Annotated in this window: 14 protein-coding genes, 1 riboswitch and 1 other annotated feature; of the genes, 12 read left to right on the top strand and 2 right to left on the bottom strand. The window is 42.1% G+C overall.

Going from position 1 to position 14,932, the window contains the following annotated elements; genetic code table 11:
• The first annotated feature begins 51 nt into the window (after positions 1 to 51).
• The 8 genes from EV212_RS03275 to rsmH all read left to right on the top strand — a co-directional run bounded on the left by EV212_RS03275 (position 52) and on the right by rsmH (position 7,760).
• Positions 52 to 924 (top strand): KilA-N domain-containing protein, encoded by an 873-nt coding sequence (locus EV212_RS03275; RefSeq protein ID WP_132088816.1) that lies wholly within the window; start codon positions 52 to 54, stop codon positions 922 to 924.
• A gap of 1 nt (position 925) precedes the next feature.
• Positions 926 to 1,549 (top strand): hypothetical protein, encoded by a 624-nt coding sequence (locus tag EV212_RS03270; RefSeq protein ID WP_243115440.1) that lies wholly within the window; start codon positions 926 to 928, stop codon positions 1,547 to 1,549.
• A 265-nt stretch (positions 1,550 to 1,814) separates the two neighbouring features.
• Positions 1,815 to 2,729 (top strand): hypothetical protein, encoded by a 915-nt coding sequence (locus EV212_RS03265; protein ID WP_132088814.1) that lies wholly within the window; start codon positions 1,815 to 1,817, stop codon positions 2,727 to 2,729.
• A 60-nt stretch (positions 2,730 to 2,789) separates the two neighbouring features.
• A complete protein-coding gene (locus EV212_RS03260) occupies positions 2,790 to 2,987 on the top strand; it encodes a hypothetical protein (protein WP_330570436.1) in 198 nt (65 codons plus the stop codon).
• Positions 2,988 to 3,237: 250 nt separating this feature from the next.
• Complete coding sequence (locus EV212_RS03255; protein WP_132088809.1) at positions 3,238 to 3,876, top strand: vWA domain-containing protein; 639 nt, start codon at positions 3,238 to 3,240, stop codon at positions 3,874 to 3,876.
• A 99-nt stretch (positions 3,877 to 3,975) separates the two neighbouring features.
• Positions 3,976 to 6,048 (top strand): DUF7601 domain-containing protein, encoded by a 2,073-nt coding sequence (locus tag EV212_RS03250; RefSeq protein ID WP_132088806.1) that lies wholly within the window; start codon positions 3,976 to 3,978, stop codon positions 6,046 to 6,048.
• Positions 6,049 to 6,471, top strand: a complete 423-nt coding sequence (locus EV212_RS03245) for a Cna B-type domain-containing protein (RefSeq protein ID WP_132088804.1) — start codon at positions 6,049 to 6,051, stop codon at positions 6,469 to 6,471.
• 239 nt (positions 6,472 to 6,710) lie between these two features.
• Positions 6,711 to 7,760, top strand: coding sequence for a 16S rRNA (cytosine(1402)-N(4))-methyltransferase RsmH (rsmH, locus tag EV212_RS03240; protein WP_132088801.1), 1,050 nt, complete (start codon positions 6,711 to 6,713; stop codon positions 7,758 to 7,760).
• 83 nt (positions 7,761 to 7,843) lie between these two features.
• Here rsmH and EV212_RS03235 read toward each other — a convergent pair whose 3' ends face one another.
• The gene (locus tag EV212_RS03235) at positions 7,844 to 8,461 is read right to left on the bottom strand and encodes a uracil-DNA glycosylase family protein (RefSeq protein ID WP_207669056.1); all 618 of its coding nucleotides are present in this window, start codon (positions 8,459 to 8,461) and stop codon (positions 7,844 to 7,846) included.
• Positions 8,462 to 8,619: 158 nt separating this feature from the next.
• Here EV212_RS03235 and EV212_RS03230 point away from each other — a divergent pair, with 158 nt between their 5' ends.
• Together EV212_RS03230 and EV212_RS03225 are read left to right on the top strand one after the other, a co-directional pair.
• Positions 8,620 to 9,273, top strand: coding sequence for a TetR/AcrR family transcriptional regulator (locus EV212_RS03230; RefSeq protein WP_132088798.1), 654 nt, complete (start codon positions 8,620 to 8,622; stop codon positions 9,271 to 9,273).
• A 97-nt stretch (positions 9,274 to 9,370) separates the two neighbouring features.
• Positions 9,371 to 10,609 carry an MFS transporter gene (locus EV212_RS03225; protein WP_132088796.1) on the top strand — a complete coding sequence of 413 codons (1,239 nt, stop codon included), beginning with the start codon at positions 9,371 to 9,373 and terminating at the stop codon, positions 10,607 to 10,609.
• 56 nt (positions 10,610 to 10,665) lie between these two features.
• Here EV212_RS03225 and EV212_RS03220 read toward each other — a convergent pair whose 3' ends face one another.
• The gene (locus EV212_RS03220) at positions 10,666 to 12,063 is read right to left on the bottom strand and encodes an alanine/glycine:cation symporter family protein (RefSeq protein WP_330570435.1); all 1,398 of its coding nucleotides are present in this window, start codon (positions 12,061 to 12,063) and stop codon (positions 10,666 to 10,668) included.
• 126 nt (positions 12,064 to 12,189) lie between these two features.
• Here EV212_RS03220 and EV212_RS03215 point away from each other — a divergent pair, with 126 nt between their 5' ends.
• Both EV212_RS03215 and thiC read left to right on the top strand, forming a co-directional pair.
• Positions 12,190 to 13,080 (top strand): LysR family transcriptional regulator, encoded by an 891-nt coding sequence (locus EV212_RS03215; protein WP_207669055.1) that lies wholly within the window; start codon positions 12,190 to 12,192, stop codon positions 13,078 to 13,080.
• Positions 13,081 to 13,135: 55 nt separating this feature from the next.
• Positions 13,136 to 13,244, top strand: a riboswitch (TPP riboswitch).
• 83 nt (positions 13,245 to 13,327) lie between these two features.
• Complete coding sequence (gene thiC, locus EV212_RS03210) at positions 13,328 to 14,638, top strand: phosphomethylpyrimidine synthase ThiC (RefSeq protein ID WP_132088789.1); 1,311 nt, start codon at positions 13,328 to 13,330, stop codon at positions 14,636 to 14,638.
• A 49-nt stretch (positions 14,639 to 14,687) separates the two neighbouring features.
• Positions 14,688 to 14,921, top strand: a binding site (T-box leader).
• Positions 14,922 to 14,932 lie beyond the last annotated feature (11 nt).

Genomic DNA, 14,932 nt, shown 5'->3' with positions numbered 1-14,932 from the left:
AAAGAGGATAAGGTGTTTTAAAAGGATTAAGATGTGATTGTAGGAGGAACAATGGGGAAAATAATTAAAGAAACAATTCATGCAAATGGAATAGATATTGGGATTTATACGCAGGATTTTGAAAATGAATTTATTTCATTGACAGATATTGCACGGTATAAGAGCGATGACCCAACTGCGGTTATTCAAAATTGGATGAGAAATCGAGATGTGATAGAATTTCTGGGACTATGGGAAAGGCTGCATAATCCAGATTTTAAACCCCTCGAATTCGAGGGGTTTAAAAAGCAGGCAGGAGCAAACGCCTTTACTATGTCGCCAAAGAAGTGGATTGAAGCGACAGATGCTATCGGTATTGTTTCAAAAGCAGGACGCTACGGAGGAACATATGCCCATAGCGATATAGCCATGTCCTTTGCAACCTGGATTTCCCCTGAGTTCCAGTTATATATCATGAAAGACTATAGACGTTTAAAGACAGATGAAAACAGTCGGTTGTCTTTGAATTGGAATTTAAATAGAGAAATTTCTAAGTTGAATTATAGGATACATACAGATGCAATTAAAGAAAATCTGATTCCGCCAGAATTAACGCCCGCACAGGTGGCGTATACCTATGCTAATGAAGCAGATATGTTGAATGTTGTTTTGTTTGGAAAGACGGCGAAGCAATGGAAAGATGAAAATCCAACGGTAAAAGGAAATATGCGGGACGTAGCAACTCTGAATCAATTACTGGTACTTGCGAATCTGGAAAGCTATAATGCTGTTTTGATTAATCAGGGGAAAAGTCAAAAAGAGCGTATGGAATTGTTACGGCAGTTGGCGGTACAACAATTACAAACATTGGAAACAGTAAGTTTAAATAGCTTTCCAAAATTAGGAATGGAGATGCAAAAGAAACAGGAAAATATAGAGGAGTAGCATGAAATATATGGGTTTGTTAAGCATGACTGCTTATTTGGCAAAGGAAAGCAGTGGCATGAGTGATGATTTAAAAGGAGCAATTATTACCGCTTTGGTGACAGGAATGATTTCAATTGTTGGGTTTATTGTAACAAATGCTTCTATGAAGAAAAATTTCAAAAACGAATTAAAGCGGCAACGAGATAGCGTAGCTTTAGAGAAAATGTCCACGATGCCATATGAAGTACTTGTTCTAATGGACGAAATGATAGAGTCAGGGAAGATAAAAAATGAAACTCAAAAGAAGAAAACAATAGAACAAAATTTTAAACATTTTAAAGGGATTATGAATACGATATATTCTTATGGAACGGAAAAGTCCATAAAGATAGTATCCTTAATGCAAAAAGAAAATTATGCTGCAAATGAGAAAACTACGTCCTTAGATAAGTATAGAATGATGTCATCATATGTTTTATTGGCAACTCAAATTAAGTATGATGTCACGGAAATTTCCGTAAGTCCTGAGTTATGGTTTCAAATGCGCTTAACTGATTATGAAGCAAATAAAGAAGAATTTATGAATGCAAATAATAAGTTGGTAGACGAATTGAAATTAAAAGAGGAATTTAAAATAAAGTAGGATTTGTATATGTTTTGTGGGAAAAAGGTAATACCGTCGAAAGTATTGTGTTGATACAAAGGAAAGACTCGTAGAAATCCTTTATTTTAGGCACTTTCATAAACATATTGTGTTTACAGATGAAGGTGAGAAAATGAGGAATAGGGAGATTAATGATTATATTAATGTATCGGTAGTGGTTGATATAGAGTGGGGAGATACAAGAAAATAAAGTCCTTGTCCATATTCTATTAAAATAATCGTTATATTTAGAGGAGTGTTGTTTATGGGAATTAAAATGGACAAAGTAAGATGTGATGGAAAGGAACTTAAAATTACTGAATATGACACAAACAAAACATATGGTTGTTTGAAATGTTACTATTGTAATGCAGATGTAAGTTTTGTTAATTCTTATGAAAAGAACTTAGGTGAAAGAAAAATTATAGTACAAAGATATTTTCGGCTAAAGAGCGGACAGGAACACGAAAAGGGATGTAGGTATACTGTTGATGGTGCAGTATCAAATATATATGCAGCTTGTGCCGATAATGAGTTGATGTCAAAGCAAGACAATAAGTATGTGGTAAGATTGATGCTATCGTCAGAGGAAACTGATAGTCAAAAAAGTTCTACTTTTTTTGAAAAATCTGGACATGGGAAAAGACAGCATAATTATATCCCATCAGGTAAGAAAATAGCATATTTGTCGACTATGAATCAAATTATGAAACTGAGAGCGATAGTTGAGGATAATTCTGATTTAGAGGATAAAATAAACTTACAGTATCGTGATTGGAAAGATATGCCATATGTTGTTCCGTGGAAAAATTTCTATTTTGATTCAGAAAAGGACGGAGAGTATAATCGATTGTTGAAATATCTTACTAATGAAAAAGTATATCATCCAATTTGTATAGTAGGTTTTGTTAAATCGGTAAGTGAGTATCAGGAACAGAAATTTTGTTTGAAATATGAAAGTGTCTCGGAAGAAAAGAACAAACGTATTGTAGTAGAAATTTATTTTACAAATAAGAATATTTATGACAATCTTTTAGAAAAACAGCATTGTAAAGTTGTTGTATATACAAAGTTCAAATTTCATCGTAAAAATGAGTGGACTGCACCCGATGGAAAAAAATTCACTTATTACAATATAACTGGTAATGTTTATGATATAAGACAGGTTTTATTTTTATGATAGAGTTCTTTCGATACTACGCTGCGACAAGCAATCAGAATTTTAGTTGCTCTGGATATATTGGAAATTCAAAGGGGAAAAGGAACGTATGTAAAAGAGAATGCGTTTAAGAAGCAACAGGATATAGAACAGTTGTCAAAAATAAAGGTCAATGCGAAAGACTTATATGAAATGCGGTTGATATTTGAACCGGAGGCTGTCTATTATGCCGCTTTAAGGGCAACAGATTCCGAGATAAAGAGAATCATAGAATTATAACCAGCCAATAGCAGTATTGGTATCCGTAAAAGAATATAAAGAAACTCAAAATAAACTTGCTAAATTAGAGAGGTTATTGGAAATGGTGGAGAATTTCAGGTTGTTAAAACTGGCCGAAAGTGTACCTTTTGATTATAGCTTTAATGCAAAACACGAGGGCTCCTTTTTTATCTTTTAGTTCCTTTTATCGCTATGGTGCTTATATTTAGGAAGTGAAAAGAGAAAAAGGGAAAAAAGGAGGTTTATATCAATGAAATCACACAAGTACAGGTCTGATTTTTGGCGTATAGTTGCCAGTGCGGCACTTTGTATTGCGTTGCTTGGCACAGGAATCGGAAACGGCTCTATTACTGCGATGGCGGCGGAAGGAGAGCCCACAGCGACAAAGGTAGCGGATATTGACGCCAGCGACGGCTACACCAACCTCATGGCAAATGAAGAATATCCCAACGCCACAACAAGTCGGTATGCCGGGCGTATTTGGGCGGATAAGTCGGTATTTGCGGATGAGACCATAGAGAGGGATGGCAAAAAATTTACAAATGATTCGGATTTTCTCGTTTCCGCATCTTTTCTGGGCAGTACGCGGTCGGTCATAGGCAGCGAACCTTTGCCAGTCGATCTCATGGTCATTTTGGATCGCTCTTCGTCTATGGCTAATGATTATGATGCTAATGACAACACAACTCCTAATAATCGTATGAAAAACGCAGTGACGGCTCTTAATGGGTTGTTTCAGCAGGTAAAGGAGCATAGTAAGGATTCCCGTATTGCGCTTGTGGCGTATTCCAGACAGGTAGTGACGGCTCTTCCGCTTGGCACGTATACCTGGGAAGGGGATTTGTTGAGTACTTCACTGGTTGAGCCAAGCAATGATGTGGCTTATTAGGATGTAACGATCAATTGTACGGATCAAGACGGCAAAAAGGCCGGAAAGAACTTTTCTACCCAAAGCGGAACATTTACGCAGGGCAGTCTGTATGAAAGCATGAAGCAAATGTCGCAGGTATCAGATACGAAATTCAGGGACAGCCAGGGTAATTACGTTACGCGTCAACCTGTGGTGATTCTTGTCACAGATGGACAGCCTCAGCAGTTTCAGGCGGATAACTGGTGGGAGCCTGATGGTTATCAGAGGGGAAACGTTAAGGGAAGGCCGGCCTCGGCTCTGAGCACAGTTCTGACAGGCGCTTATTGGAAAAAACAGATTCAGAAGAACTTTCAGATCGCTCCGAAAATATACACGATCGGAGCTGATATAGGTGACCCTGAGGGACTCTATTATCAGGCTGTTTTAAATCCGGGTACAGGATTTAAGAAAAATGACACGATTAACGGAATTACTATTCTGGACAGTCCAACCTATAATGATGCGGCTGGATATGCATATAATGCGTGGGAGATCTATAAAGAAGGACTGAATGTTTCGCTTCCCGATCAAGGCGGAAACATGCGGATGTTCAATCATCCTGCTACAGATGATGTGACAGAAGCAGACCTGAATTATGTGGATAATTACTATCACACTACCACTGAAAACTTAAATGATATTTTTACTGAGATCATGGGAGAAGTTCAAAGTGACGCCTTTTATGCTACAGAGGAGAGTACCGGCGGAAAGCAGAGCGCCGTAGTTTATCGTGATCCGATAGGTGAGTACATGGAGGTCAAGGACATCAAAGGCGTGCTGTGGGGCGGAACACTGTATGATGCCACCAAAAATAATGAAGATGGAACTTATTCTTTGACCTTGGCCGCAGGTGAAACAACACCGAAGAATCCCATCACCGGCGCAGATATTGATATCAGTCAGATGACGGTAAAGGTCGAACAAGAGATAAAGAACGGGAAAACAACAGAGACCCTTGTGGTGGAAATCCCAAATTCGTGCCTGCCGCTGCGCCATGATGAGATTACGGTAGAAAATGGCCAAATGACGGACTATATCTCTTCAAGATTTGAAACAATGCCTTTACGTGTACTCTATACCGTGGGTATCCAGAATGGGGTCAAGATTGATGAGAAAGAGGGCGGAGCCCTTGATCTGTCCAAAATTGATGCTACTTACAAGGCTAAGAATATCACCGCAGACGGAAACATCCGGTTTTACAGCAACCGATATGAGCGGCAGCTGAATCCGACCGGTGATGACCGATTTGATGATGGTGCTATTGGCGATACCACTGTCCAGTTCACCCCTAACTCGAATAACCGGTACTACTTCTTCCAAAAGAACCGGCAGATCTATTCGAATGAAGAGTGTACAGTGCCGGTAACTGCAGATCAGGTAACGGACAACAGCCTTCCGGAAGGCAATTACTATTTAAAGATCGACTATTATGTAGATGATGATAAAGACCATGGCTATACCGGCGATCACACCGGCTATACGGAGACGGTTGTTGAGAGAACGGCTGACCAGCTGACAGGAGCTGTGGAAGCCATTGACGGAAATGTTTATACGAAAATTGGCGCTGCCCGTATTGGACGTTTGGATTATTTCAGCCGGAATAAAGAGCAAAATGCGACTGAAACGGCAACCTATTCTTTTGTTCCATGGATGGAGAATAATCAGATGACCGCGTTCTTAGGAAACAACGGCCGTCTGAACATGCCAAACCCCTACAGCTTCACCATTTCCAAAGAGGTAGCGGGGAATAATGCAGAACAGATCGATCTGGACAAAGAATTCCAGTTCACAGTAAAGATCACTGATGAGGGCGACATGCCGCTGACAGGCGGATATGCCTATATCGGCGGCAGTATTATGGATGGTGTGACCGGGCCGGAAAATGATGTGCTGACCCTGAACGACAATGGCGAAGGAACCATTACGCTGAAGCACGGCCAGCAAGTTACCATTACGGGTCTGCCCTTGGGCGCAAAATATACGGTGACCGAGGAGGATTATTCAGGTGACGGCTACGTGACAACCAAGACTGGCGATATCGGAACGATCGGGAAAGATGCTACATCGACAGCAGCGTTTACCAACACCAAAGATGTAACGCCGATCGAACCGGATCCCGATGATTCCAGCCTCACGGCGAAAAAAGAGTGAATACTGGATGATGGGGGCAAGGCGACGGATTCTGTACCGGTTGTCCTGCTGAGAGATGGCAAAGAATATGAGAAAGTCGAACTAAGCGACCGAAATAACTGGACATTCACTTGGACTGGACTCAGCGACGGGTATACTTGGACAGTGGCCGAAGTGAATGTGCCGGACGGTTTTATAGCGAAGGTGGATCAGAGCGGTATGACCTTTACTATCATAAACGATGATAAGCCTACTGATCCAGACAAACCAACCGATCCAGATGAACCTATTGACCCGGGTAAGCCGATTGACAATGTTCCAAAGACAGGGGATGAAACAAATTTAATTCTGTGGTCGGCACTTTTAGGAATTTCTGGTATGGGCATGATTGCTGCATTGCTGGTCAATAAACGCAAATATAGAGGAAAACACTGTAAGAGATAATGAGACTAGCGGCGAGGCAGGTGTATGAATGACACCTGTCCCGCCGCTTTTCTCATGAAAGAAGAGCAGGAAATGAATCCCCACTTCAAAAGAAAGGCGGGCATATATTGAAAATGCCCACATACCGATTATTGACAGCCGAAATTGCTCTTTTAAATCTATGTAATTTCTATTATAATCAAATAGTAGACTATCTGGAAATTATTTTTTTAATATAGAATCTTTGAGAAAGGATGAAAATGATGGTTCAAGAGAAAGAACATAGACGTCGGGTGAGGTATTCAGGTACCCATCCGAGAAAATATAGTGAAAAATATAAGGAGCTTCAGCCGGAAAAATATGCGGATACGATATCTAAAGTTATTCAAAAAGGAAGCACACCAGCGGGAATGCATATTTCCATTTGTGTAAAAGAGATTTTGGATTTTTTACAGATTCAGCCGGGACAAAATGGATTGGATGCAACGCTGGGCTATGGCGGACATACCCTGGAGATGTTAAAATGTCTCAAATCTGAGGGCCATATTTATGCACTGGATGTGGATCCGATTGAATCAGCAAAGACAACGGAACGGTTAAAACGGTTGGGCTATGGTGAGGATATCTTGACGGTACTGTTACAAAATTTTGCCAATATTGATCAGGTGGCCGAACAGGCCGGAAAGTTTGATTTTGTATTGGCAGATCTGGGTGTCTCATCTATGCAGATTGACAATCCGGAGCGTGGATTTTCTTATAAAAATGAAGGACCGCTGGATCTTCGAATGAATCCGCAGAAGGGAACAAGTGCGGCCGAGAGGCTAAAAGAACTTTCCCAGGAAGAACTTCGGGGGATGCTGGTTGAAAACTCGGATGAACCTTATGCGGATGAGATTGCAAGATCGGTAGTCTCCCGATTGAAACGAGGACAGAAGATTGAGACGACAACTCAGTTAAAAAACGTTATTGAAGAAACGCTTGCTTTTCTGCCGGCGAGTGAGCGTAAAGAAGCGGTTAAGAAATCCTGTCAGAGAACTTTTCAGGCATTGCGTATTGATGTGAACAGTGAATTTGAAGTGCTTTATGATTTTCTGGAAAAACTTCCGGATGTTCTGGTTCCGGGGGGTCGGGTTGCTATTCTCACCTTCCATTCCGGTGAGGACCGATTGGTCAAAAAATCGTTTAAACGTCTGAAAAAGGAAGGACTTTATCAGGAAATTTCAGAAGAGGTTATACGTCCTTCTGCCGAAGAATGTGCGAGAAACAGCCGGGCACGGTCGACGAAAATGCGGTGGGCCATTAAGGCATAGAAATTCATATTTAACAAGGTTGGAGTCAAATGCCGGAAACAAACAGGAAAAATATTTATATTGATTTAGGAGATATTACAAATCTATAGAGCGGTACAGGAAAACCGGGATATTCCCAATGTCTTATGTACCGCCTTTTCTATTTCAATGATGCGTTTTTCCATAAACTCAGGATAATCTCGAAACCATTTCATATTGAGTGGTGAGGGGTGAGGGAGGACAAAGGTTTTTTTTTCATTAAGCGTCAGATCCTGAAAAACAAGGTCAGTAAGTTTTTGCTTTGGGAAAAAGTATGAAGCTGCTGAACTGCCAATGAGAATGTATATTTCATTCTGTACAAGTCTAAGTTCTTGGGACAGCCATTTGTCTGCACAGCATTTTGGTGGGCGGTTGTCTCCACCCTTTGGATTTTTACCGGGATAACAGTGGGCGATGGATACAATGTAAAAGTTGTCCGGATTATAAAAAATTTCATCGGAGATTCGGTACCATTCGGAGCGGAGCCTTCGACCGCTGGCATCATTGAAAGGCTTTCCTGTATTATGGACCGTCCGGGAAGGCGCCTGGCTGATCTGCATAATTTTAGCGCCGGGATTGCCGAAGACAATAGGATGGGGTTCAAAACCAAAATCGGATTGGCATTGGCGGCAGGATAAAATCTGTTCTCGAAGATTCATGAATGTATGATTTATATCGGGCATGTTTAAACTCCTTTTTTAAAAATTTAAGGTTGTTGATTACTAGCATACCACAAAAGATGGGGAATATGTTAAGATCAGATGGTAAGATTATTGACACAGACTTTTGCATTTGATACAATAGAAACAGACCGTTGGTCTGTAAAAAGGAGAGAAATTGGATGGCAAGAAATAAACATCCGGAAGAGACCGTTAAGCTGATTTTGGATGCCGCCAGTAAATTATTTGTTGAAAAAGGGTATGACGGAACATCTCTGCAGGATATTATTAATGAAACAAAATTGTCCAAGGGGGCTATCTATCATCATTTTTCGTCAAAAGAAGAGATTTTTGAACGTATCTGCGGACAGATTGGTGAGGCAAATTCTGCAAGACTGGCAGGCATACGAGATGACAAACACTTGAATGGACGGGAAAAGCTTAAAGAAATTTTCAGGTCTTCCCTGCTTCATCCGAATCAGGAGACGGTACTTCGTATTATCCCTTATCTTCTGGATAACCCACGGTTTTTGGCGATTGAAATTCGTGACATACTGAATTTAGTCGCACCGGAATTTATTCAGCCGATTTTAGATGAGGGTGTGGCGGATGGTTCGATACAGGTGGAAAATACCCGGGCCACAGCGGAGGTACTTCTGTTGATGATCGATATATGGGTGAATCCGATGGTTCAGCCGTCCACACCGGAAGAGGTGCGGGAAAGATGTCGGGTCTTTATGACGATGACGCATGCTATTGGACTGGATATATTAGACGAAGAAATGATAGAAGTTTTTGTAAATTACAGTCGAATGCGGCATAGCTTCCCGGAATAAAACATAAGAAATGTGGTAGAGTGAACTGCTCAGTGATGGGCAGTTTCATTTAACACATATACAAACCGACGGTCGGTTTGAAAAGGAGGAGAAGACAATGGAAAAGACAAAATTATTTCAACGAGATTTTACAATGGTTGTTATCGGACAGATTATTTCCCTGTTTGGCAATGGAATCCTTCGGTTTGCATTGCCATTATATCTTTTGAGGGAAACAGAATCGTCAGCACTCTTTGGCATGGTTACGGCATGTTCATTTATACCAATGGTCATATTTTCTTTTTTTGGGGGTGTTATTGCTGACCGGGTAAATAAAAGAAATATTATGGTGACTCTCGATTTTTCAACAGCAGGTCTCATATGTATATTTTATGTGGTGTTCCAGAGATTGCCTCTGGTTCCGCTGATGATCGTTGTGCTAATGGTTCTGTATGGAATTTCAGGAGCTTACCAGCCAGCCGTACAGGCGAGTATTCCTTTATTGGCCGAATCGGAGAATTTGATGCAGGCGAATGCGGTTATTAATATGGTGGGTACCCTCTCAGGCCTTTTTGGACCGGTGATCGGAGGCATACTGTTCGGCTCTTTTGGAATAAAACCCATACTTGCGCTGAGTATTATTTGCTTCCTGGCATCTGCGGTAATGGAAATTTTTATACATATCCCTTATAAAAAGACCAGCTATACAAAGGGGGCTGCTGCAATTGTTAAAGAGGATTTAAAAGAAAGCTGGTGTTTTGTAAAAGATGAAAAACCTGCTTTTATATCTGTTGTCTGCATACTGGCTCTTTTTAATCTGGTATTATCAGCAGCGTTGATCGTTGGGATTCCCATTATGATTATTCAGATTCTTGGCATGTCGGATATGCAGCTTGGCGTGGCTCAGGGAGCTATGGGGGTCGGCGGCCTGATCGGAGGTATGCTGGCCAGTGTGGTACATGAAAAAATCCAGATAAAGGACAGTTGGATGCTGCTTACAGCCTGTGCCGTTGCCGCCTTGTTTATGGGAATGACATTGATACCAGGAATGCCAAAACTGTTTGGTTTCCGGGTGATTACGGTGATGAGCTTTGTGATTATGGCTGCGTCGACAATTTTTACTGTTCAGATACTGACCCTCTTACAGCAACAGACGCCGCCGCATCTTTTGGGAAAAATCATGGCAGCTATTATGGCGATAGCAAATTGTGCCCAGCCGGGTGGACAGGCACTTTACGGTGTTCTATTTGATATTTTTTCAGTAATTCCATGGGTGGTTATGTCGGGGGGAGCTGTCGGCGCTTTTTTGATTTCATTGTATTCAAAAAGAGCATTTCAGAAATTAAATAATGATTAAAGAAATGAAAAGGATGCGCCGGCCTGTGACCGGACGCATCCAGGATGAAAACATATTTACTGATTTTTCTGATTTTCGTAATCTTTCAGAGATTCAATCGCCTGATGGGATAATGGTATAAGTGCGATCATGTTAAAAATAGTCATCAGACCGATGCCGATATCACCCAAATCCCAGACGAAGGTGTAGGCGGCCAGACCACCGATAAAAAGCATGATCAATGCCAGAATTTTGTATAAATTCTGGGAAAGCCAGTTATCTCCGAAAAGATAAGCGATATTAGGACGGGCATAAAATAAAATGCCGATAAATGTGGAGAAGCTGAATAACCACAAAATGACAGCAATAAATATAACGCCAAAGGTCCCAAGATGATAGTTCATGGCAGCCTGTAGTAAATCCATTCCGGCAAGTCCCTGGGTCAGTTCAGACGGAGTCAGAAGCATGATCATGGCAGAACAGCTGCAAATGATAATCGTATCAATAAATACCCCAAAAGCCTGCAACAGCCCTTCCTTGGCCGGATGGCTGATATCGGCGGCAGCGGCGGCACATGGAGCCGAACCGGAACCGGCTTCATTGGAAAAGAGACCACGTTTGGCACCGTTCATGAGAACGGTACCGAAACCACCAGCGACCACCTGGCGCAGCCCGAAAGCCTCGGTAAAAATCTGTTGGAAAATAGCCGGAAGCTGTGTGATATTTGTAAAAATGATAAATAATGTCATCAAAAAGTAAAAACCGGCCATGATCGGAACAATCACATCCAATACTTTTACAGTGGCATTTTTACGAAGTACGATGATGGCAGCGACGAATACAAGAAGTACGGTCGTGTAGATCGGTGGAACCTGAAAAGCATTTGTAAAGGCGGATGAAACTGAATTGCCGATGACCTGACTGATACCGCACCAGCAGATTAAACCGGAGACGGCAAAGAGACAGGCGATAACAGAGTGTTTACGCTTGCTGTCTTTCTTTACAAAAAAGTGATGTATATAGTAGGCCGGACCACCGCGGTAACCTCCATAAAGGGGGTCTTTTTCTTTATAGATCTGTGCCAGTGTAGCTTCAATAAAAGCTGTGGAAGAACCGAGCAGGGCAGTGACCCACATCCAGAATACAGCGCCGGCGCCTCCAGCAGAAATCGCAGCGACTACACCGACCAGATTACCCATACCGACCCGGGTAGCGGTGGAAATGATCAATGCCTGAACACCGGAAATAGAGTTTTTTTCCGAAGTTGATTTTTTTTCTGTGGTAATTTTCAGCATTTCCGTAAAGAGACGGAAGGGAAGAAATTTAGTTCGAAGGGTAAAATAAATTCCCGTAGGAATGAGAATGAGAACAAGCAGGGAAAGCCCTACAGAACTTCCGCCGGGAAGGGGTAACGTGATAAGATCTCCCCATAAAAACTGATAGACAGATGTAAAAATAAGTTTCAATATATTCATTATCATTGTACCTTCTTTATCGATAGTATTTGTATTTTCATGATATCTAGTATATAGTAGAAATAAATATCTGTAAAATTAATTATAACGATGATAAGAATTGAAAAAATAGATGGAGTGAGCAACTTGGATATTAAAAATTTAAATACGTTTATTCTTGTGTCCGAATTGAACAGTTTTACAAAAGCGGCGAAAAAATCAGGTTATTCTCAGTCAACGATCTCTTTTCAGATCAAGCAGCTGGAACGGGAATTAAATTCCCAGCTATTTGAGCGAATTAATCATACGGTGGCTTTGACAGAAAAAGGGAGAGAAGTTTTGAAATATGCGCACCAGATTCACAAGCTGACCCAGGAGTTGGAAACGAATATGCGGGAGGTCAAAAATGTCAAAGGCCATGTGCGTTTGGCTATGGCGGATTCTCTCTGTGATTCTCTTTTGTACGAAGGATTTTCAGACTTCAGGACCCAGTATCCGGAAATCACATTAAAAATTATTGCGGCAGGAACGGAGGAAATGTTTCGACTGCTCAATCATAACGAAGCCGACGCCATTCTGACACTGGATAATCATGTCTATAACACGGAATATGTCATTGTCAGGGAAGAGCGGGTCAAAATAAATTTTGTTGCGGCGGCGGATAGTCCCCTGGCCCTGCGAAAAAATATTTCAGTGCAGGAATTGGTTCATCAGCCTTTTATTTTGACGGAAAAGGGAATGAGTTACCGGCGATTGATGGATGAAAAGCTGGCGGAAATGTCTTTGGAAATTCAGCCGGTTCTGGAGATTGGCAGTGCAGATTTAATCTGTTCTCTTGTAGAGCAGGGAGCGGGTATCTCTTTTTTGCCCGATTATGTGACAGCCGGAATCGTGAAGGATGGACGGTTGGTCCATTTGAAGGTGGATGATTTTGATGTAGAGGTCTGGAAGCAGCTCTTGTATCACCGGGATAAATGGGTATCGCCCCAGATGGATTCGGTCATGAGGTATTGTGTGGACAGAGAATTTACCGGGTAGATCATTGATTTTCTGCTGGTAAATTTTGACGAAGTGTGTTAGTATAAGTCTGTAATATATGACAAAGGGGAGCTTGCGCAGGCAGGCTGAGAGTAGACGATACGGTCTTGACCCTGAACCTGATTTGGATAATGCCAACGTAGGGACATAGCGATGTGATGAGACGGATATGCCATGCGAGGTATATCCGTTTTTGTGTTGCCCCGGCCATTTTGTCTTATTCGATCAGATAAATGGAGGTATAAAAATGCGAAATTACACAACACAGATGGATGCGGCACGTAAAGGAATTGTGACTCCCGAAATGGAAGTCGTGGCTAAAAAGGAGCATATGCCGGTGGACCGGCTGATGAAGCTGGTGGCTGAAGGAAAGGTGGCGATTTGTGCCAATAAAAATCACAAATCCCTGAATCCGGAAGGGGTAGGCAGTATGCTTCGCACAAAGATTAATGTCAATCTGGGAGTATCCAGAGACTGTAAGGATTATGATATGGAGATGCAGAAGGTGATGAGTGCGGTCAATTTGGGAGCGGAAGCCATCATGGATTTATCGAGCCATGGGGATACTCAGCCTTTCCGGCGGAAACTGACCAGCGATTGTCCGGCTATGATCGGAACAGTTCCTATCTATGACAGTGTGATTCATTATCAGAGAGATCTGGCAACATTGACGGCTAAGGATTTTATTGATGTGATTCGGCTGCATGCAGAGGACGGTGTGGATTTTATGACGCTGCACTGCGGAATTACACGTAAAACAATTGAGCAGATAAAGAAACACAAGAGAAAGATGAACATTGTCAGCAGAGGCGGCAGTCTGGTATTTGCATGGATGAGTATGACGGGAGAAGAGAATCCTTTCTATGAATATTTTGATGAGATTCTGGATATATGTGAAGAATACGACGTGACGATATCTCTCGGCGATGCCTGTCGTCCGGGATGTCTGGCCGATGCCACGGATGTATGTCAGATTGAAGAACTGGTTCGTCTGGGTGAATTGACAAAGCGGGCCTGGGACCATAATGTCCAGGTTATGGTAGAAGGACCGGGACATGTGCCGCTGGATCAGGTGGCTGCCAATATGAAAGTTCAGCAGACTCTTTGCATGGGCGCGCCTTTCTATGTATTGGGACCGATAGTGACAGATATTGCCCCCGGTTATGACCATATAACAAGCGCTATCGGCGGTGCGGTGGCTGCCATGAACGGCGCTGCATTTTTATGTTATGTGACGCCGGCGGAACACCTGGCTCTGCCAAATGTGGATGATGTGAAACAGGGAATCATTGCTTCTAAAATAGCGGCCCATGCTGCCGATATTGCAAAAGGTATTCCGGGGGCAAGGGATATGGATGACCGTATGGCGGATGCGCGCCGGAATCTGGACTGGGATGCCCAGTTTGCCTGTGCGTTGGATCCAGAAACAGCCAAAGCCATTCGGGATGACCGTCTTCCGGAAGATGATCACAACGATACATGCAGTATGTGCGGTAAGTTCTGCGCTGTCCGGAGCATGAACAAAGCCCTTGCCGGGGAATACATTGATATTTTATAAAAATCTGATTTACCACTTGACAAATATAAAGTATGGGTATAAAATTCTGAGAAAAGCGATGACGGAGAGAAGTACTGTGGATTATCGTTTCCAGAGAGCGGGTGATGGTGAGATGCCCGTAAAGTGAATTTGCAGGAATAACACTCTATCAGCTGCAAACTGAAAATCCTTTGGATTAGTAGGGGCGCCGTGAGCTGGACGTTAAAACAGCAGGTCATGAAGGTGACTGTTATTATGACAGTAAGTCAGGTGGTACCGCGGATATACACTGTTCGTCCTGAAAGGAATTTCAGG

Source organism: Frisingicoccus caecimuris (assembly GCF_004340975.1).
In the GTDB taxonomy this organism is placed as follows: domain Bacteria; phylum Bacillota; class Clostridia; order Lachnospirales; family Lachnospiraceae; genus Frisingicoccus; species Frisingicoccus caecimuris.
This window is presented reverse-complemented; position numbering and strand designations above follow the sequence as displayed.